Source organism: Mycolicibacterium lutetiense, assembly GCF_017876775.1.
In the GTDB taxonomy this organism is placed as follows: Bacteria; Actinomycetota; Actinomycetes; order Mycobacteriales; family Mycobacteriaceae; genus Mycobacterium; species Mycobacterium lutetiense.
On record NZ_JAGIOP010000002.1, the window covers coordinates 1,900,044 to 1,917,545 of the forward strand.

Sequence of the window (17,502 nt, forward strand, 5' to 3'; positions counted from 1 at the left end):
ATCAGGGACTCAGGACGGCTGCGGAGTACGGCGCGAAGACTGCACCACCGCACCGACCCGCTCGACCAGAATCGCCATCTCGTAGCCGACCTGCCCGATGTCACATGACGGGGTGGTCAGCGTCGCCAGATTGGAGCCGTCGCCCACCCGCATCAACAGCAGGTAACCGTTCTCCATCTCGACCACCGACTGCATCACATGACCGCCGTTGAACAACTGGGAGGCACCGGTGGCCAGGCTGGCCAGACCGGAAGCGACCGCCGCGAGTTGATCGGCCCGTTCGAGCGGCATGTGTTCGCTGGCAGCCATCAGCAGTCCGTCGGCCGAGACCAGCACCGCGTGGGACACCCCGGATACCTCGCGGGCGAACTTGGACACGAGCCAGTCCAGGGAGTCGCGCTGTGTCGGACGCGTCATTCGTTATCGGTTCCTCTGGTCTCACGGGCACGCGATCGCCCGGCGTGCACGCCCCCGAAAAGGTTGCTGGTGCTAGCGCGGACGGCCTCAGGATCACGCGGCGTGAACGCCGCGAACATGCCGCTGTCAGGTTCGTCTGCCGATGCTACCGTCTCCGAGCCATCGTCGTTGCGGTGCACTCCGCCGTTGCGGTGACGGCCGTTGGCGTCGGCCGAAGCCGCCACGACAGCGGCCACACCGCCCGGCACCAGGCGGGCGCCCGGCGTACGCATGGGCAGGCCTTCCTCGGTGTGCTGGTCGACGGGCGCGTCCTGCGCCGCGGCGGCCACCGACCACCCCTTCTCCCAGACCGTCTTCCAGTCCAGGTCGGCGCTGCGCACGTGGGTCGTCGGATCGATCTCGAATTCCGACATCATCGACTGATAGATCGAGTCACCCTGGACGTCCGGGCTCTCCGCCTGGACCGGGGCGGATTCGACCGGTTCTTCCCGGTTCTCGCCGGGATCATGCGCCGGAGCGCTGTGACCGTTCAGATCACTGTGGCCGTTCAGACCACTGTGACCGTTGAGATCACCAGCACCGTTGACGCCCTGGGTGGCGGCCTGCCCGCGGGATGCGAAGAACGACGAGGTGTTGGTGCGTGACGGCCGTCCGGACTCCACTTCGTCGTCGGCGGCCGCGCCCGGTGCTGTGTCCGCCGCCGGGGCGGCTTGGCCCTTGGCCAGGGCCGCACTCTCTTCGGTGTGTACCGGCCACTGCTGCGGCCATTCACTGACCGACTCGTCCGCCGGCTCCTCGACCGGCACCTCAGCCACCGGTTCCGGTTGCGGTTGCGGGGCGAGCGTGCCGGGCAGCTCCGAGATACCGCTGGCTCCCGGACTGCGCTGCGGCAGCAGGTCGAACGGAACCTCGCCACCATTGAGGTGGGATTCGTCGAGCCCGGATCCGACGCTCGAGCCATCGGCAGGATCGGCGTCCAACGACAACGCCGTGGCGATCCCGGCGTGGGCGTCGACGGGCCTGCCATAGGGAAGGTCCTCGACCTGGTCGCCACCATCCCGGGCCAACAATGTGGCCGGGAGGTACACCCCCGCCGTGGTGCCCGAGCTCGGCTCCTCGGCGACGGTGCTGCGCAGCCGCACCACCAGACCGTGCTGGGTGGCCAGTCGCCCGACCACGTACAGGCCCATGTGACGCGCGGTGTAGGGGTTGACCTCACCGCCGGACTGCAGACGGGTGTTGGCGACCCGCAGGTCCGCCTCGGTCATGCCCAGGCCGACGTCGCTGACCTCGATCACCAACGCACCCTTGGCCGCATGCACGGCCGACACCCGCACCTGCGAGATCGGCGGCGAGTAGCGCAGCGCATTGTCGAGCAGCTCAGCCAGGAGGTGGATCAGGTCGCCGGCCACCGCACCGGTGATCTCGACGTCGGCCACCGACGCGGTGACCACGCGGGTGTAGTCCTCGACTTCCGAGGCAGCGGCGTTGATGACCGTCGCCAACTGGACCGGCTTGCTGTGCTCGCGTGCCAACTTGGACCCGGACAGCACCAACAGGTTGGCCCCGTTCCGACGCATGCGGGCCGCGAGGTGGTCGAGCCGGAACAGGCTCTCCAGGCGCTGGGGGTCGTCCTCGTTGCGTTCCAGCTGGTCGATCAGTGACAACTGCTGGTCAACCAGGGAGCGGCTACGCCGCGACAACGTCTCGAACATGTCCGAGACCTGCAATTGCAGCTGAGCCTGTTCACCGGCGAGGAACACCGCCTGCTCGTGTAGCTCGTCGACGGCATGGGCCACCTGACCGATCTCTTCGGTGGTCTGCACCGGGATCGGGGTCACCGGGATCAGCTCGCCGCCGGCGCGGACCCGTTCGATCTCCTTGGCCAGATCCTGGTGGGCCACCCGCAGGGCGCTGTCCCGAAGCGTCCGCAGCGGGCGCACCAGCGAGCGGGCCACCAACAACACGATGACGATGGCGCTGATGATCGCGGTCGCGACCAGGATTGCGTCGCGGATCGCGTCGTTGCGGGCATCGTCGGCCTGAGCCTCGACCGCAGCCGGAATCGACGCGGTGGTGTTCTCGATGATCTGCCCGGCAATCGTGTTGGTGGCCTGCAACGAGGCCACCATGTCCGGGTTACCGACCAGCGGAATCGCCGGGTTGGACATCATCGCCATGCGCTTGACCATCTCGGCGCGCAGCGTGGCCGCCTCCTCGGAGCCACCTCCCAGCACCTTGGTCAGTGCCGCGACCGTGGATGGTTCGGTACCGGCCATCGTGATCATCGAGGTGCGGAGCAACGGTTCCGGCTCAGCGCCGCCGGCGGTGACCAGCATCTGTTGAATGGCCATCTGCCCGCGGGCACCGACCGCCCGGGACAGCGCCTCCACCTGGGCCTGAACCGACTGCTGGTTGCTGTGCACCGAACCGGTGATGGCAGCTTCCCCGGTCAGCAGCAGCGGGCCGTAGTCGAGGATGCGCTGGCGCAGGTCGATCGAGTTCGCCATCACCGCGTCGACCAGTTCCGGCCCCTTGGTGAGCAGACTGCCCACCGCCTGGCCGACATCTTCGGCCGCATCGGTGGCTTCCAGGCGTTGCTGCAGATCAGATTTCCGGTCGTCGAACGTGGACATCGCCGCTTGCCCGTCGCCGCCTTCAGTAGCGGCGATGAGGACGCCCTCCATCGCAGCCATGTAGTCGTCGATGTGCGGAATCAATTCGGCCCGGTCGGCCGCCAACCGGAGATCTCCAGCCACGGCGGCACTGGCATAGATACGCAACCCACCGAACGTCGCCGCCAGGATCAACGGCACGATGACGATGGCAAGGACTTTCCGATTGACCGGCCAATTGGCCGGTGACCAGCGGGAAGGACGCTTGGCCGGAGTCGACGGCGTTGGGGAGAATTCGACGAGGGTGCCGTCAGCCTGCTTCAACTGCGTAAAGGCAGTCATCGGCACCCAACCGCACTACCTGCTGCGTGGCCGCAATTTACTCGTGGGGCGTGATTCATAAGACTTCCTGCTGTTTCCACCCACGCTGGGGCGGGCGTCAAACGCCTTGGCAATTGCACGAGTATGACAGCAGCTCGCGGGCGTTTCCACAATTCTTACTGAACAGACAGAGTTCGTGACCGAGCTGTAGCGCAGTCGTGTGGTAATCGAGCAAACAACAACGTCCTTGCCGGATCGCGTGCCGATTTCGCACTCGGATTTGAGGACAGATTTCACGGCCGCATTTGCATCCCGATTCGTCACAAGGCGGGTCGCCATACGATCATCGACGGATGTTCCGGGTGATGTTCTTTTCTCCCCGCATCGCACCCAATACGGGCAATGCGATCAGGATGGTGGCGGGCACCGGGTGCGAGCTGCACCTGGTCGAGCCACTGGGTTTCGATCTGTCCGAACCCAAGCTGCGCCGGGCCGGTCTGGACTACCACGACCTGGCATCGGTGACGGTGCACGCTGATCTGGAGGCAGCCTGGCGCGCCTTGATGCCAGGCCGGGTGTACGCGTTCACCGCACACGCATCGACCTCATTCACCGACGTCTCCTACCAACCGGGCGACGTGCTGATGTTCGGCCCGGAACCCACCGGGCTGGATGCACAAACGCTGGCCGATCCCAATATCACCGCTCAGGTCCGCATTCCGATGCTCCCGGGCAGGCGGTCACTGAATTTGTCGAATGCGGCGGCGGTCGCCGCCTATGAGGCGTGGCGTCAACACGGGTTCGCCGGCGGCGTCTAGTTACGCCGCGGGCGTGGGCCGACACGCGACCCACGCCCGAATCTCACAGAGTGTTCATACAGGGGCTTCACAATTTCATCGGGAGCCCCGGGCTCACCAACTGTCCCAGTGCGAGAACTGCTCGGCGGGAAGACGCTTGGCCTTCTTGAAATCGGTGCCCTTGGTGTAGGCGATCGGGAACAGGCCCGCCTGGGCGTACCGGTCGAACGGAATGCCCAGCAGCTCGGCGGCCTGCTTCTCGCCGTCGCCCAGCAGGTGCAGCGTCGTCCAGGCCGATCCCAGACCCCGCGACCGCAGCGCCAACATGAAGCTCCACACCGCGGGCAGCAGTGATCCCCAGAACGATGCGCTCATACCGGCGGGCGCACCGTCGGGACGCCCTTCAAGGCACGGCACCAACAACACCGGCGCCTTCTCGAAGTTGTCGGTGAGGTACCTGGCGGAGCTCGTCACCGCATCCATCTGCTGGTCGCGGATATCACCGCGCTCCGGCTTTGGTAGATCGAGATAGGGGTTGGCATTGGCCCGGTAGATGTCGGCCAGCGCCTTCTTCTTTGCCGGATCCTCAACGAAAACCCATTGCCAGCCTTGCGCATTCGACCCGGTCGGGGCTTGAAGTGCCAGGTCGAGACACTCCATGTGTCGTCGGTCACGTAATTCCCCAGGGGTTGCTGTCACGTAATTCCCCAGGTGTGGGCCTCGTGTTGGTCTTACCGGTCGGGGCGGGCGTTGTCTAGGTGGTGGTGCGGCCGGGTCGTTTCCGGGGTCGGTAGCTGGGTCCGTCCATGAGGACTTGGTGGCTGGTGTTGATCAGTCGGTCGAGTAGGGATTCGGCCACGACGGGGTTGGGGAACAGCGGGTACCAGTCTTTGGGGGCGCGGTTGCTGGTCAGGATGAGGGGTTTGCCAGCGATGGCCCGGTCGGAGACCAGATCGTAGAGATCGTCGGATTGGGTGGTGGTGTGCTCACGCATCGCGAAGTCATCGACGATCAGTACCAGGGGCCGGGTGTACTCGCGCATGCGCTGGCCGATGGTGCGGTCGGCGTGTCCGCCGGCAAGGTCGGCGAGCATGCGGGCGCATTTGACGAAGCGGATGTCCCCGCCGCGGCGGGCTACGTGATGTCCGAGTGCTTGTGCCACATGGGTTTTGCCGACGCCGACGGGGCCGTAGAGGATGACTGATTCGCCGGCGTCGAGCCAGCGCAGGGCGGCCAGGTCGCGCAGCATCGCGGCGGGCAGTTTCGGGTTGGCGGTGAAGTCGAAGTCTTCGAAGGTGGCCTGTTCTTCGAACTTGGCGCGGCGCAATCGCCGTGTGAGAGCGGCGGATTCGCGGCGGGCGATCTCGTCTTGACAGAGGGCTTGCAGGAATTCGAGGTGGCCGAGGCCGCCGTCGCGGGTTTGGGCGAGCCGGGCATCGAGGGTGTCGAGCATGCCGGACAGTTTCAGGGTGCGCAGCGCGGTGCGTAGCGCCGGATCACAGATAGACATGGTGGGCTTCCTTTGAAGGTTGATTATGTTGCAGCAGTGTGGAATTGGTGACGATCAGGCGATGATGCCGGTATCGGTGCCGAACTGGTCGGGGCCACGCAGAAACGCCCCCGCCGCGCCGGTGCTGGCGGGCGGTTCGTCGCCGGCGTGTTCGGTGCCGGCGGCCAGGATGCCTTTGATGGTGCGGTAGGACGGGTCACCGACGGCGATGGCGCGGGCGCACGCGGCCTCCAACCGGTCGCAGCCGTGTTTGTCGCGCAGCCCGAGCACTCCTTGCGCGGCGCGCAGATGGTGGATGGCGTTGTCGGCCATGAACGCGGCGATCACCGCGACGCAGGCCGGGCCGACCAGTTCGGCGGTGCGCCGGCACCAGGTCGGGGTTTTCATCGCGAACGCGACCTTCTCCGGCGGGTAATGGGCGAAGTCGGTCGAGCGCCCCGATGGGCGGCGCACGTGGATGGCCACCACCGCATCGGCGTGAAAGACCTGTACCACGTCGCCGGCGGTGCGGGCATGCAGGCGTTGCCCGATCAGCCGCCACGGCACCGAGTACAACGCCTTGCCGACCTTGAGGTGCGCGTCGGTGCCGACGGTGCCGATCGACCAGGTGGACAGTTCAAATACTCTGGGCGGCAACCCGATCAACGCGCTGGCTTCGATCGCTTCAAACACCCGCAACGGCGGCGCGCCCTCCAGTGCCCGACACGACCTCGCCCCGGCCACCTCGATGCTCCAGCGCTGGGCGTCGGTTTGCATCGCGGGCAGCCCGTCGAACTGGCGGCCGCGCCAGAACGAATCCCGGATGTATTGCATGGGCCGTTCGACGCGGGGTTTGTCTTTGGGTTTGAACGCCCGCGCCGGGTCGATCAGGGTGCCGTAGTGGGTGGCCAGCTCGGCATAGGCGCGGTTGATCTTCGGGTCATACAGGTCGGGTTTGTCCACCCCGGTCTTGAGGTTGTCACACACCAACCGGGCCGGGACCCCGCCGAAGAACTCGAACGCCGCGACATGGCAAGCGCACCAGGTGGTTTGGTCCATCCGGATCACCGGGCGCACGAACAGGTGCCGCGAACACGCCAACACCATCACGAACGCCCACACCGCCACCCGGCGGCCCACCGCGGGATCGAACCACATGCCCAGGCGACCGTAGTCGATCTGCGCTTCACTGCCCGGCTCGACCGGCCCGCGCGGCACGGTCACCTTCGCTCGTGCCACCTCTTCCGCGAAATGTGTTGCGATCCAACGCCGAACCGAGGACTCCGACACCGCTACCGCATGCTCGTCCCGCAACCGCTGAGCGATCGTGGCGATCGTGACATCGGCATCGAGCCAGGTCTTGATCTGGTCCCGGTGCGGTTCGATCAGCGGCCAGGTCAGCGCCCGCGCCGCAGGATCGGACAGTTCCGGGAACCACCCGCCGATCAGCTCCGACCACTGTGGCGCGGTCAGCGGCTCGGTACCCGGGCCGATACCCGCCGCGACCGCCGGAGCCAAATATTTGCGGACGGTCTTGCGGTCAATGCCCAGCGACTCCGATAACTGGACCTGCGAACGGCCCGCGTGCCAGTGGGTGAACAACTCGACCAAATCGAGCATCACGATACTTCTCCTCGCCATCAGCGCCCTTCCATCCACCATCAGATGGATGCAGAGCGAACCGGTAAACGAGGCCCACACCAGGCAGACACACCGCCCAGGGTGGGGAATTACGTGACAGCCAGGGTGGGGAATTACGTGACGGACAACCCCTCAAACCTGGGGAAATACGTGACCGCTGACATCCATGAGCACCAATTACGTGACGGACAACCCCTCAAACCTGGGGAAATACGTGACCGCTGACATCCATGAGCACCTCGCGCGACACCGGCTTCTCGAAGTCGAGGCGTTTGCGCACCGACCGTGTCGTGGTGAGGAGTTCATCAACGGTCAAGTTCAGGGCTGGTTCGGCTGTCATGTCGCGAGACTACAACCGGGCTCGCCGGAAACCCGAGAAGCTCCCCAGCAGTTTGCTGGGGAGCTTCTAATCATCGTGCGCCGCAGTACAACTCAGCTAACCGATGAAGGTTGCACGCCGCCGCCTTATCCGTGACGGCGCGCGGGGTTCTCAGCCTGCGTTATCGGAGACCAGCACGGGCTCCCAGCCGTTGGCCTGCGAATCGTCGGACGACCCGAAGCCGGCCGAGGCCGGGACGGCGTGGATGCCGTGATCTTCGCCGGGCAACCCGCCGAGCGCTGCGATCGTGTCGCGGATCTTCGTCGCCTCGGCGTCCGTCGGTGTTGCGCCGGCCTCGAGTTGGTCCAGCAGTCCGTCACGCAGGCCGGCACCGTTGGCCACTTCCTGGGCCGACAGCTTGGCGTGGATGCGGGTGACGTAGATCTGCTGTCCCAGAGAGGAACCCGGCGCCGACGCGGCGTGGGCCATCAGCGAGTCATACCGCTGACGAACCCCGCTGAGCGCCACGATCACCGCGGGGGAAGGCCGGTTGCTGCCGGCCGCCTCAGTCAGCGAGGCACGCAGCTTGCGCAGGCCGGACAGGACCACGTCGGCGCGCTTGTGGAACTTCTTGTCCTCGGGGAAAGGCAGTGCGTCGATAGCGGCGGAATACATGTGCATCGCCGCTTCCGACAGACTGACGATGACCGCCGAATCACCTTCCAGCGTCGCGTTTTGTCCCATGGGGCCCTCAATTCTCAAGCGAACAGATCAACAGAAGCGAGCAGCCGACTGCCGGACCCATCGGGTCCGATCTACCGCCGCTCAGGTAAGCACGCCGATGACACTAGCGGTTTCGGGGCGGCGCGTCATCGCTAGGGGCACTTGAAGAATGACGAAAAACAAGGTATGCGGATGCGGCTGCCACCGGCCGGTAGCAGCCGCCGCCGAGGATGGCCCTACTCTGAACGCCGGCACGGTGGCAGGCTTGGCCGACGGGAGGTCGACATGGCCGGACTAACTGAATCGACAAGGGCCGCTGAGTCTTCAGGGGGTGCCCCGCCGAACTACGGCCAGGTGGGCGAGGTGACCGAACCGATGCGGGTGGCTGTCGTGGATCAACACACGGCCCCGAAAGCGATATCGGTCGGCGCCAAGACCGGTATCGGATGGTTGGTATGCGGCGGCCTGGGCAGCCTGGCCATCGTCTGCTTCCTGCTCTTCGGTCCGGGCGAACTCGGCAGCAAGGCCGAGTGGTTCTTCGGTGCCGTCGTCTTCGTCGTCGTGACGGTGACGATGTGGCTGACCCTGACCATCCAGCGCCAGGCCAAGTACGACATCGCCCGGGCCGACGAGCGCCTGCGGCGTGAGCTGGCAGCTGCCGACGAGCGTTCGGCGCTGGAACTCGCCCTGACCCAGAAATGGCATCGGGCCCAGATGGAGTCCCAGCAGAAACTGCACCACGCCGAAGTGGTGGCCCAGCGGGAACTGGCCCGCATCGAACGCAACAACTTGCTCGAGCAGCTGCAGAAGCAGGCGATGATCGAGGTATCTCGCGCGGTCGGAGCCCACACGCGGATGCTGGCGGCGCTGTGGACCGAAGGTGCGACGCAACTGCGCAACCCGGACCGCGCCGAGCGGGAAACCGCGATGAACGCGCTCTTCGCTCAGATCAGCCAGGTGGTGAGCGATGTCTCGGTCGAGCTGGACAACGCCCACCTGCTCAGCCAGGACGACCGCCTGCAGGACGCCCTGAACCAGGTCAACGATGCGGTGCTGATGGCGATCCAGGTCGCCGAGGATCTGTATGCCGACGTGATCGAGGGTCGCACCCCGGAGACCAACCCCGTCCCCGCCGTCCAGCGACTGCTGCACGATCGGGCCACCGCCGCGCGGCGGCTGGCGTGGTCGCTGCTGCGGTCCGGGCTCCAGGACAGCACCACCGCACCCAGCGCTGATCCGGCCACCAGTGCGGAGCGCTGAATCCAGCTTGAGCCTCAGCGGAAGTCTCGCGACCGGGACCCGACCCTCAGCTCGACCGGGCTCATCCGGTCGGCGAGCACGGTGACCGCACCGCTCGCGTTCTGCACGATGCCGCGGACCACCAGTGCCGGAGCCGTCTGCGCCAGCTTGCGGTAGCGCGCCCACACCCCCGGGGCGCACAGCACGTTGACCATCCCGGTCTCGTCTTCCAGGTTCATGAACGTCACCCCTTGCGCGGTCGCCGGACGCTGGCGGTGAGTCACCGCTCCGGCAACCAGGATTCGGGTGCCATCCACGACCTCCAGCAATCTGTCGGCGGGAATCACACCCAGCGCATCGAGGTCAGCGCGCAGATACTGGGTGGGATAGCTGTCCGGTGAGATGCCGGTGGCCCACACGTCGGCGGCCGACAACTCCAGGGCGCTCATCCCGGGTAGCGGCGGCACATGCGAGGAGGACCCCACCCCCGGCAGCCGGTCCGGTCGCTGGGTGGCCGCCGCGCCGGCCGCCCACAGCGCCTCGCGTCGGCTGATCCCGAAACAACCCAACGCACCGGCGGTGGCCAGTGCCTCGGTCTGGGGTACCGACAGCTGCACCCGGCTGGTCAGGTCGACCAGAGTTTCGAACGGTCCGTTGGCATTTCGTTCATCGACCAACCGCCCCGCCAACTCGTCACCGATGTGGCGGACACTGCCCAGCCCCAGCCGCACGTCCATGCCGCGGTTCTCGCACGTCGCGTAGGCCAGGGATGCGTTGACGTCGGGGCCGTGCACCGCCACCCCGTGCCTACGCGCGTCGGCGACCAGGGACTGTGGTGAATAGAACCCCATCGGCTGGGCCCGCAGCAGGGCCGCGCAGAACGCCGCCGGATGATGCAGTTTGAACCACGACGAATAGAACACCAGCGACGCGAAGCTCAACGAATGACTCTCCGGGAAGCCGAAATTGGCGAAAGCCTCCAGCTTCTCGTAGATCCGCTCGGCCACCTCGCCGGTGATCCCGTGAAGCTCGGCCATGCCGGCGTAGAACCGGCTGCGTAACCGTCGCATCTTCTCGGTGGAACGTTTCGAGCCCATGGCCCGGCGCAGTTGGTCGGCCTCGGCCGCGGTGAAACCCGCACAGTCGACCGCCAATTGCATCAGCTGCTCCTGGAACAACGGGATGCCCAGCGTCTTGCGCAACGCGGATTCCATCGACGGATGGTCGTAGGTGACTTCCTCCAGACCGTTGCGGCGACGGATATAGGGGTGTACCGAACCACCCTGGATCGGGCCCGGCCGGATCAGCGCCACCTCGACCACCAGGTCGTAGAACTCCCGCGGCTTGAGCCGGGGCAGGGTGGCCATCTGCGCCCGGGACTCCACTTGGAACACCCCGACCGAGTCGGCCTTCTGCAGCATCTCGTAGACCGCCGGTTCGGCCAGGTCCAGCTTGGCCAGGTCGACGGCGATGCCCTTGTGCTCGGCCAGCAGGTCGATGGCGTAGTGCAGCGCCGAGAGCATGCCGAGGCCGAGCAGGTCGAACTTCACCAAACCGATTGCCGCACAATCATCTTTGTCCCACTGCAGCACGCTACGGTTGGCCATGCGGGCCCACTCCACCGGGCACACGTCGGCGATCGGACGGTCACAGATCACCATGCCGCCGGAGTGGATGCCGAGATGCCTCGGCAGATTGGCAATCTGGGTGGCCAGCTCGATCACCGGTTGCGGGATGTCTTCCGCCTCCGGCGAGTCGGGGCGACCGCTCCACCGGCTGAGCTGCTTGCTCCAGGCGTCCTGCTGCCCCTGGGAGAAACCCAGCGCCCGGGCCATGTCGCGGACGGCACTGCGGCCGCGGTAGGTGATGACGTTGGCGACCTGCGCAGCGTAGTCACGACCGTAACGCTCATAGACGTATTGAATGACGTTCTCGCGCAGGTCCGATTCGATGTCGATGTCGATGTCGGGCGGCCCGTCGCGGGCCGGGGACAAGAACCGTTCGAACAGCAGCCCGTTGGCAACCGGGTCGACGTTGGTGACCTTGAGCGCGTAGCAGACCGCCGAGTTGGCCGCCGATCCCCTGCCCTGACACAGGATGTCGCTGTCCCGGCAGAACCGGGTGATGTCGTGCACCACCAGGAAATAGCCGGGGAACTTCAACTGCTCGATGATCCGCAGTTCGTGTTCGATCTGCGCATAGGCCATTTCTGCGTTGCCGGCGGGTCCGTACCGCTCGGCCGCGCCTGCCATGACCAGGTGCCGCAACCACGTGTCCTCAGTGTGCCCGGCCGGAACGTCGAACGGCGGCAACTGCGGGGCGATGAGTGCCAGCCCGAAGGCGCACTGCTCACCGAGATCGGCTGCGGCCATCACGATCTCGGCGCCGAACCGCTGGGCCATCTCCTCCCCCGAGCGCAGGTGAGACCCGCCGAGCGGGGCCAGCCACCCCGCCGCGGTGTCCATCGAGTTACGGGCCCGGATCGCCGCCATCGCCATGGCCAGCCGACCCCGGTCGGGTGCAGCGAAGTGCGCGCCGGTGGTCGCCACCACCGGTAGCCCGAACCGCTGAGCCAGCCCGGCCAGGGCAGCATTGCGCTCGTCGTCACACGGATGGCCGTGATGGGTGAGTTCGATACTGACCCGGTCGGCTCCGAAGCGATCCACCAGATCGACCAACGCGGCGGCCGCAGCTTCCGGACCACCTTCTGAAAGCGCCTGGCGGACATGACCTTTACGACATCCCGTGAGGATGTGCCAGTGCCCACCGGCGGCCTCGGTGAGCCCGTCGAAGTCGTAGCGGGGTTTACCCTTCTCACCACCGGCCAGGTGCGCCTTGGCGATCTCGCGGGACAACCGCCGGTACCCCTCCGGCCCGCGGGCCAGGACCAGCAGATGCGGGCCGGGCGGATCGGGATCCTCGGTGCGGGGAACATTCCCCAACGACAACTCGGCGCCGAATACCGTGGCCACGTCCAACTCCCTGGCCGCCTCGGCGAACCGGACCACGCCGTAGAGCCCGTCGTGATCGGTCAGCGCGATGGCCCGCAGGTTCAGCCGGGCCGCCTCCTCGACCAACTCCTCCGGCGTGCTCGCGCCGTCGAGGAAGCTGTAGGCGCTGTGCGTGTGCAGCTCGGCATAACGGACCGACGTTCGCGGCCGGTCGAGTTCCGGCGGCTGATAGGCACCGCGCTTACGCGACCAGGCCGGGCTGTCCCCACCGTCGCCCGCGGGCTCCAACGGCAGGCCGGAGCGGCGCGGCTTGCCGGTCAGCACCCGCTCCATCTCCGACCAGCTCGGCGGCCCGTTATGCCAACTCACCACACCAGCATATCGAACATCTGTTCGATACCTACCGGGGTGCGTCCCCTCGTGATGCCGACCACGCCATCGACCCCTACGATGCTGCTGGTCTGGGAATCTGCGGTGGAAGGACGGGCATGGCCTCAACGAAGTACATCGGCTACGTCGGCGGTGTCGCGGTGGCGGCGGGCGTCGGTGCGGCGATCGCCGTGGCCGGCCAGGGCACCGCCCACGCTGATTCGACCGACGGCGCGGCCAAGGACTCGACCAGCAGTGTGTCGAGCGTCAAGGCCGGACCCAAACGCGGTGAGACCAAGGCCGGCGAGACCAAGCGCCCCAAGCCTTTGTCCACGTTCAAGGACAACGTCAAGGACACCCTCGACAAGCAGGCCGACAAGATCGAGAAAGCGGCCGCACGCGTCAACAAGGCCGTACAGGACGCAACACCCGCCAAGCCGACGGCCGGCAAGACCAAGCCGAAGCCCAGTGTCGAAGAGTTCGAGGCCGGCGAGGTCGCCAAGCTCAAGGGCCTGCTCTCCCCCAAGCAGGCGGCGGCCCCCAAGCCGGCCCCGGTAGTGGCCGACAAGCCGGACACCGAGACCGTCGCGCCGCGCGCAGTGCAGATCCAGGCCGATACCGCCGACGATGGCCAGGCATGGGATCCCAACCCGTTCCGCGGCAACGATCCGGAGCCGAAGGACATCCCCAAGCCGATCATGGATCTCCGGAACGCCCTGATGGATGCCTCGCCCAATGAGCTCGATCCCCTGGTGCGTGAAGCCACCGAGCAGATCTACCGGGGCAGCCAGATGGTTCCGTGGGTCAACGCCGTCATCCCGATCGGCAAGATCGCGACGAACCTGGAGACTGCGGTCGGCAGCGATGCCGCCGCCCTGGATGCCCGGCAGACCATCATCAACGAGCTGATCAAGACCACGCCGCCGGGATCGTTCGTGTACTACGGCTACGACCTCGTCGCCGACGTGATCAACCTGGAGGCCCCGGCCGCCGCCCTCAAGGTCCAGGCCGTCGCGACAGTGTGGGATCTGCTCGACCCGCTTCACGTTGCCCACAATCCGGGCAAGTCCGGCATCGGCAACGCGGCCGGCTGACTCGGCGTTTCGGCAGCCGTTACTCGACGAGTGACGGCGTGTCGTGCCGCAGTGTCTCGCCCCGGAAGAACTCGGGGCTGCGAGATCGCCAGATCATCATCAGCACGGCACCGAGGATCAGCACGCCGAAGCCGATGTAGAACACCAGGCCGATGCCGCCGATCGCGGCGCCGCTGGCATTGTCCGGGTTCATACTCTCGCCGATCGAGATGACGAACACCGCGGCCAGCACGATTCCGCCGAGCAGCGGGAACAGGAATTTGAACACCACGTTGTGGGCGTTGGCGAACAGCTCACGGCGGAAGTACCAGACACACGCAAACGCCGTGATGCCGTAGTACCAGCAGATCATGATGCCAAGGGCCGCAATGGTATCCAACAGTGCGCTCTCGGAGAGCAGGCTCACCGCGGTGTAGAACACCCCGGTGACCACCCCGGCGGTGACGGTCGCGAACACGGGCACCAGATAGCGCGGACTGACCTCGGCAAAACGCGCGGGGAAGGCCTTGTAGGCACCCATCGCCAGCATCGCCCGGGCGGCCGGCAGGAACGTGGTTTGCAGGCTGGCCACCGAGGAAGCCAGGATCGCCAGGAACAGCAGCGGCCCGGCATAGGTACCGAGCACCGGGTCGGCCAACGCGGCGAACACGTTTTCGGCGTTGTCCGGATTGCCCAGTCCGAGATCGGTTTCCCCGACGCCGGCGTACATCATCACCGCGACCGCGATCAGCAGATACGTCGCCAGGATGGACAGCACGCACAGCAACCCGGCCCGGCCCGGCACCTTCGTCGGATCCTTGGACTCCTCCCCCAGCGTCAGACAGGTATCCCAGCCCCAGAAAGCGAAGATCGACCCGGTCACACCAATCACAAAGGCGCTCAACGCGAGTCCGGTGAACGGGTTGAACCAGTCCAGGTCGAACGACAGCCCGGCCGGCGCGTCGCCGCGGCTCACGTGCACGAACGCCATCACCGCGAACGCCAGTAGCACCACCATCTGAAATCCGACCAATACGTACTGCACCCGTTCACTGGTGGTGATGCCGCGGCTCGCGATCGCGGTGGCGATGGCCAGGAACACCAGCGTGGTCAGGATGTTGATGGCCTTGTTGTCGGCCAACTCCGCAATGGAATGTTGGTTGGTGACCCTGGCGATGAACAGGTAGAAGAACTCCACCGCAATGGCAGCGAGGTTGGACAGCACGATAATCGATGCGACCACCATGCCCCACCCGCACATCCACCCGACATACGGGCCGAACGCCTTGGTGGACCAGGTGAACGATGCTCCACAGTCGGGTGCACGCGAGTTCAGTTCACGGTATGCGTACGCGGTCAGGAACATCGGGATGAACCCGGCGATGAAGATCGCCGGCATCTTCAGCCCGACGGCCGCGACGATCAACCCGATGCTCGCGGTCAGGGTGTATCCGGGCGCCACACACGAGATACCAAGGATCGCACCGGAGAACGTGCCGACCTTCCCGGTGGCCAGACCCTTGGAGACCAGCCCCGCAGAGCGCTCTGCGGATTCGAGCTTCTGAGGCGACGCGGATTCCGATGTCGACTCTGTCATGAGTGATCCTCGCCGTCCTTGAGTTCATCCCGGGGCACCACCACCATCGGCACGTCCAACACTCGCAACATCTTGGCCGCGGTGGAACCGAGGAAGATCCGCCGCGGCGCACTGAGCCGGCTGGATCCGACCATGATGATGTCGCCGTCCTCCCAGCCCAGCTGCTCGACAGCGGCCTCGACACTGGGACCGTTCACGATGGTGGAGGTCACCGGAAAATCCGCGGGTAGTTCATCTTTGGCGGCCGCCAAGGTCCGTTCGGCATGCTCGCGCGCGTGGGCTCGCACGGCCTCGCTGTCGCCCCGCAGCGAGCCGAAAATCGGATCGAGCGCGACCAGCGACACCAACCGCAGCGGAATGCCCGCGACGCGGCTGGCCCGCACCGCAGTGGAGAGCAACAGATCCGAACCTTGACGTTGCCCTATGGCGCAGGTGATTTCATGCACCCGCTCAACTTTGGAATCGCGGGTTCCGCGCGGAGCCACCGCGACCGGCACCGGGGAGGAATGCAACAGCTCGTTAACCACCGACCCCAGGGAGTAGCTGCCGACCAGGCCCCCACCGGCGCCGCCGACCACGATCGCGATCGCCTGCAGTCGCAGCGCCTCACGGATCAGACCGTCGGTGAACGAGTCATCGAAGCTCAGATGCGTGTGCGCCACAACGTCGTCGGGCACCAGGGCCAGGGCGTCATCCAGCCAACCCTGCGCCTGCCCGGCCAGCACTTCCTCGTAGCCGCCCTTGGGAACGCTGCCCGGCGGCGCGTTGTCGGGCGGCAGCACGATGCAGATGTGGACCTCAGCGGCCAACGTCCGGGCGAACCGAACCGCCAATGCCAGCGCATCGGCGCCACCGGGGGTGGCCAGATACCCAACGACCAGGTTTACCTGCGTCACCTGCCACCACCCATCCCGCACCGCGCCATGCGACCGTAGTGGTTCGATCCTGTCAATCCACCCCGCGGTGTGCAGGGCTTCGGAGGAAATTTCCGCGACTGCCCGATCAGTCGGAATACTCGGCGACGCCGTCGTCCAGCACCAACCGGGCGTCGGCACCGTCGGGCCCGGCCGCCTCCGTGCGGAACACCGCCCGCCCCGGTTCGGTACGCCAGATCGACGTCGTCAGCGTCTCACCCGGGAACACCGGCGAACTGAACCGCGCCGCCACCGCCTGAACCTTGGTGGCGTCACCGCCGCCGAGTTCGGCGACCAGTGCCCGCCCGGCCACCCCGTAGGTGCACAGGCCGTGCAGGATCGGCTTCGGGAACCCGGCGAGATTCTGCGCGAACCACGGATCGCTGTGCAGCGGGTTGCGATCCCCGGACAGTCGATAGATCAGCGCCTGATCCTCACGGGTGGGCAGCGCCACCCGGGCGTCGGGTTCGCGGTCGGGAATCTGCGGTGCCACCGGGCGTTGCCCCGGCTGCCCGCCGAACCCGCCTTCGCCCCGGATCACCACGGTGGTAAGGGTTTCCGCGACGACCTCGCCGCTGGCCGGATCTGTGCCGATGCCCTTGAGCATGACCACCGCGTTCTTGCCCTCACCCTTGTCCTGGATGTCGACGACCTCGGAGACCACGCTGAGCTTCCCGGCCGGCGGCAGCGGCCGGTGCAACCGGATCGCCTGGGAACCGTGCAGCAACATGCCGAAATTGAAGGTGCCGATCTTGAGTGCTGCGGGGAAGGCCGAGCAGGCGATCACCGCATAGGTCGGCAACACCTGCTGTTCGATCTCGTGACTGTTCTCGGTGGTGAAGGCGAGGTCTTCGGTACCCGCGCCCACCCCGATGGCGTACAGCAGGGTGTCGCGGTCGGTCCATTCGAACGGAATCGGGTCGGTGGTTTCGCCGATGGCTTCGGGATTGAGGGGCATGCGTGCCGACGATAGCGGCTCAGCGGTTCAGTTGACCGGCCTTGTTGACCTTTGCTCGATCTAGGGCCACGATGGCTCG

The 17,502-nt window shown here is 66.3% G+C and carries 13 protein-coding genes and 1 pseudogene; 3 read left to right on the forward strand and 11 right to left on the reverse strand.

Annotated elements, in window-relative coordinates; genetic code table 11:
• Nucleotides 1–9: 9 nt before the first annotated feature.
• Together JOF57_RS18435 and JOF57_RS18440 are read right to left on the reverse strand one after the other, a co-directional pair.
• Entirely contained in the window at nucleotides 10–417 is a 408-nt protein-coding gene (locus tag JOF57_RS18435; protein WP_209918830.1) for a roadblock/LC7 domain-containing protein, read from the reverse strand.
• Nucleotides 414–3,374 carry a HAMP domain-containing sensor histidine kinase gene (locus JOF57_RS18440; RefSeq protein ID WP_209918831.1) on the reverse strand — a complete coding sequence of 987 codons (2,961 nt, stop codon included), beginning with the start codon at nucleotides 3,372–3,374 and terminating at the stop codon, nucleotides 414–416. Before JOF57_RS18440 ends, JOF57_RS18435 begins: the two co-directional genes overlap by 4 nt.
• A gap of 332 nt (nucleotides 3,375–3,706) precedes the next feature.
• Between JOF57_RS18440 and JOF57_RS18445 the strand changes: the two genes are divergently transcribed.
• Nucleotides 3,707–4,171 (forward strand): tRNA (cytidine(34)-2'-O)-methyltransferase, encoded by a 465-nt coding sequence (locus JOF57_RS18445; protein ID WP_209918832.1) that lies wholly within the window; start codon nucleotides 3,707–3,709, stop codon nucleotides 4,169–4,171.
• 93 nt (nucleotides 4,172–4,264) lie between these two features.
• Here JOF57_RS18445 and JOF57_RS18450 read toward each other — a convergent pair whose 3' ends face one another.
• The 5 genes and pseudogenes from JOF57_RS18450 to JOF57_RS18470 all read right to left on the reverse strand — a co-directional run bounded on the left by JOF57_RS18450 (nucleotide 4,265) and on the right by JOF57_RS18470 (nucleotide 8,343).
• The gene (locus tag JOF57_RS18450; RefSeq protein WP_234938651.1) at nucleotides 4,265–4,810 is read right to left on the reverse strand and encodes a nitroreductase family protein; all 546 of its coding nucleotides are present in this window, start codon (nucleotides 4,808–4,810) and stop codon (nucleotides 4,265–4,267) included.
• Between the two features lie 94 nt (nucleotides 4,811–4,904).
• Complete coding sequence (gene istB / locus JOF57_RS18455; RefSeq protein ID WP_074360265.1) at nucleotides 4,905–5,660, reverse strand: IS21-like element helper ATPase IstB; 756 nt, start codon at nucleotides 5,658–5,660, stop codon at nucleotides 4,905–4,907.
• A 54-nt stretch (nucleotides 5,661–5,714) separates the two neighbouring features.
• On the reverse strand, nucleotides 5,715–7,259 hold the full coding sequence (gene istA, locus JOF57_RS18460) for an IS21 family transposase (protein WP_109558051.1): 1,545 nt from the start codon (nucleotides 7,257–7,259) through the stop codon (nucleotides 5,715–5,717).
• A gap of 247 nt (nucleotides 7,260–7,506) precedes the next feature.
• Nucleotides 7,507–7,620, reverse strand: a pseudogene (locus tag JOF57_RS18465) (nitroreductase family protein); the annotation flags it as partial.
• 150 nt (nucleotides 7,621–7,770) lie between these two features.
• Nucleotides 7,771–8,343 (reverse strand): XRE family transcriptional regulator, encoded by a 573-nt coding sequence (locus JOF57_RS18470; protein WP_209918833.1) that lies wholly within the window; start codon nucleotides 8,341–8,343, stop codon nucleotides 7,771–7,773.
• 264 nt (nucleotides 8,344–8,607) lie between these two features.
• Between JOF57_RS18470 and JOF57_RS18475 the strand changes: the two genes are divergently transcribed.
• Nucleotides 8,608–9,582, forward strand: coding sequence for a hypothetical protein (locus JOF57_RS18475; RefSeq protein ID WP_209918834.1), 975 nt, complete (start codon nucleotides 8,608–8,610; stop codon nucleotides 9,580–9,582).
• 14 nt (nucleotides 9,583–9,596) lie between these two features.
• On the opposite strand, the gene JOF57_RS18480 is transcribed toward JOF57_RS18475, so the two are convergent.
• Nucleotides 9,597–12,881, reverse strand: coding sequence for an error-prone DNA polymerase (locus JOF57_RS18480; RefSeq protein ID WP_209918836.1), 3,285 nt, complete (start codon nucleotides 12,879–12,881; stop codon nucleotides 9,597–9,599).
• A 119-nt stretch (nucleotides 12,882–13,000) separates the two neighbouring features.
• Here JOF57_RS18480 and JOF57_RS18485 point away from each other — a divergent pair, with 119 nt between their 5' ends.
• Nucleotides 13,001–13,975 (forward strand): hypothetical protein, encoded by a 975-nt coding sequence (locus JOF57_RS18485; RefSeq protein ID WP_209918838.1) that lies wholly within the window; start codon nucleotides 13,001–13,003, stop codon nucleotides 13,973–13,975.
• A gap of 19 nt (nucleotides 13,976–13,994) precedes the next feature.
• Here the strand turns inward: JOF57_RS18485 and JOF57_RS18490 are convergent, their stop codons facing one another.
• The 3 genes from JOF57_RS18490 to JOF57_RS18500 all read right to left on the reverse strand — a co-directional run bounded on the left by JOF57_RS18490 (nucleotide 13,995) and on the right by JOF57_RS18500 (nucleotide 17,423).
• Nucleotides 13,995–15,551: an APC family permease gene (locus JOF57_RS18490; RefSeq protein ID WP_209918840.1), complete on the reverse strand. Its 1,557-nt coding sequence runs from the start codon at nucleotides 15,549–15,551 to the stop codon at nucleotides 13,995–13,997.
• Complete coding sequence (locus JOF57_RS18495; protein ID WP_209918842.1) at nucleotides 15,548–16,447, reverse strand: universal stress protein; 900 nt, start codon at nucleotides 16,445–16,447, stop codon at nucleotides 15,548–15,550. Before JOF57_RS18495 ends, JOF57_RS18490 begins: the two co-directional genes overlap by 4 nt.
• Nucleotides 16,448–16,553: 106 nt before the next feature.
• Nucleotides 16,554–17,423 carry a MaoC family dehydratase gene (locus tag JOF57_RS18500; RefSeq protein ID WP_209918844.1) on the reverse strand — a complete coding sequence of 290 codons (870 nt, stop codon included), beginning with the start codon at nucleotides 17,421–17,423 and terminating at the stop codon, nucleotides 16,554–16,556.
• Nucleotides 17,424–17,502: the final 79 nt, after the last annotated feature.

Bases quoted from the DNA above. Each gene is read 5' to 3' on its own strand.
- JOF57_RS18475 (WP_209918834.1), top strand. From the start codon at position 8,608: ATGGCCGGACTAACTGAATCGACAAGGGCCGCTGAGTCTTCAGGGGGT.
- JOF57_RS18440 (WP_209918831.1), bottom strand. From the start codon at position 3,374: ATGACTGCCTTTACGCAGTTGAAGCAGGCTGACGGCACCCTCGTCGAA.
- JOF57_RS18500 (WP_209918844.1), bottom strand. From the start codon at position 17,423: ATGCCCCTCAATCCCGAAGCCATCGGCGAAACCACCGACCCGATTCCG.
- JOF57_RS18445 (WP_209918832.1), top strand. From the start codon at position 3,707: ATGTTCCGGGTGATGTTCTTTTCTCCCCGCATCGCACCCAATACGGGC.
- JOF57_RS18485 (WP_209918838.1), top strand. From the start codon at position 13,001: ATGGCCTCAACGAAGTACATCGGCTACGTCGGCGGTGTCGCGGTGGCG.
- istB (WP_074360265.1), bottom strand. From the start codon at position 5,660: ATGTCTATCTGTGATCCGGCGCTACGCACCGCGCTGCGCACCCTGAAA.
- JOF57_RS18470 (WP_209918833.1), bottom strand. From the start codon at position 8,343: ATGGGACAAAACGCGACGCTGGAAGGTGATTCGGCGGTCATCGTCAGT.
- JOF57_RS18450 (WP_234938651.1), bottom strand. From the start codon at position 4,810: ATGGAGTGTCTCGACCTGGCACTTCAAGCCCCGACCGGGTCGAATGCG.
- istA (WP_109558051.1), bottom strand. From the start codon at position 7,259: ATGCTCGATTTGGTCGAGTTGTTCACCCACTGGCACGCGGGCCGTTCG.
- JOF57_RS18435 (WP_209918830.1), bottom strand. From the start codon at position 417: ATGACGCGTCCGACACAGCGCGACTCCCTGGACTGGCTCGTGTCCAAG.
- JOF57_RS18490 (WP_209918840.1), bottom strand. From the start codon at position 15,551: ATGACAGAGTCGACATCGGAATCCGCGTCGCCTCAGAAGCTCGAATCC.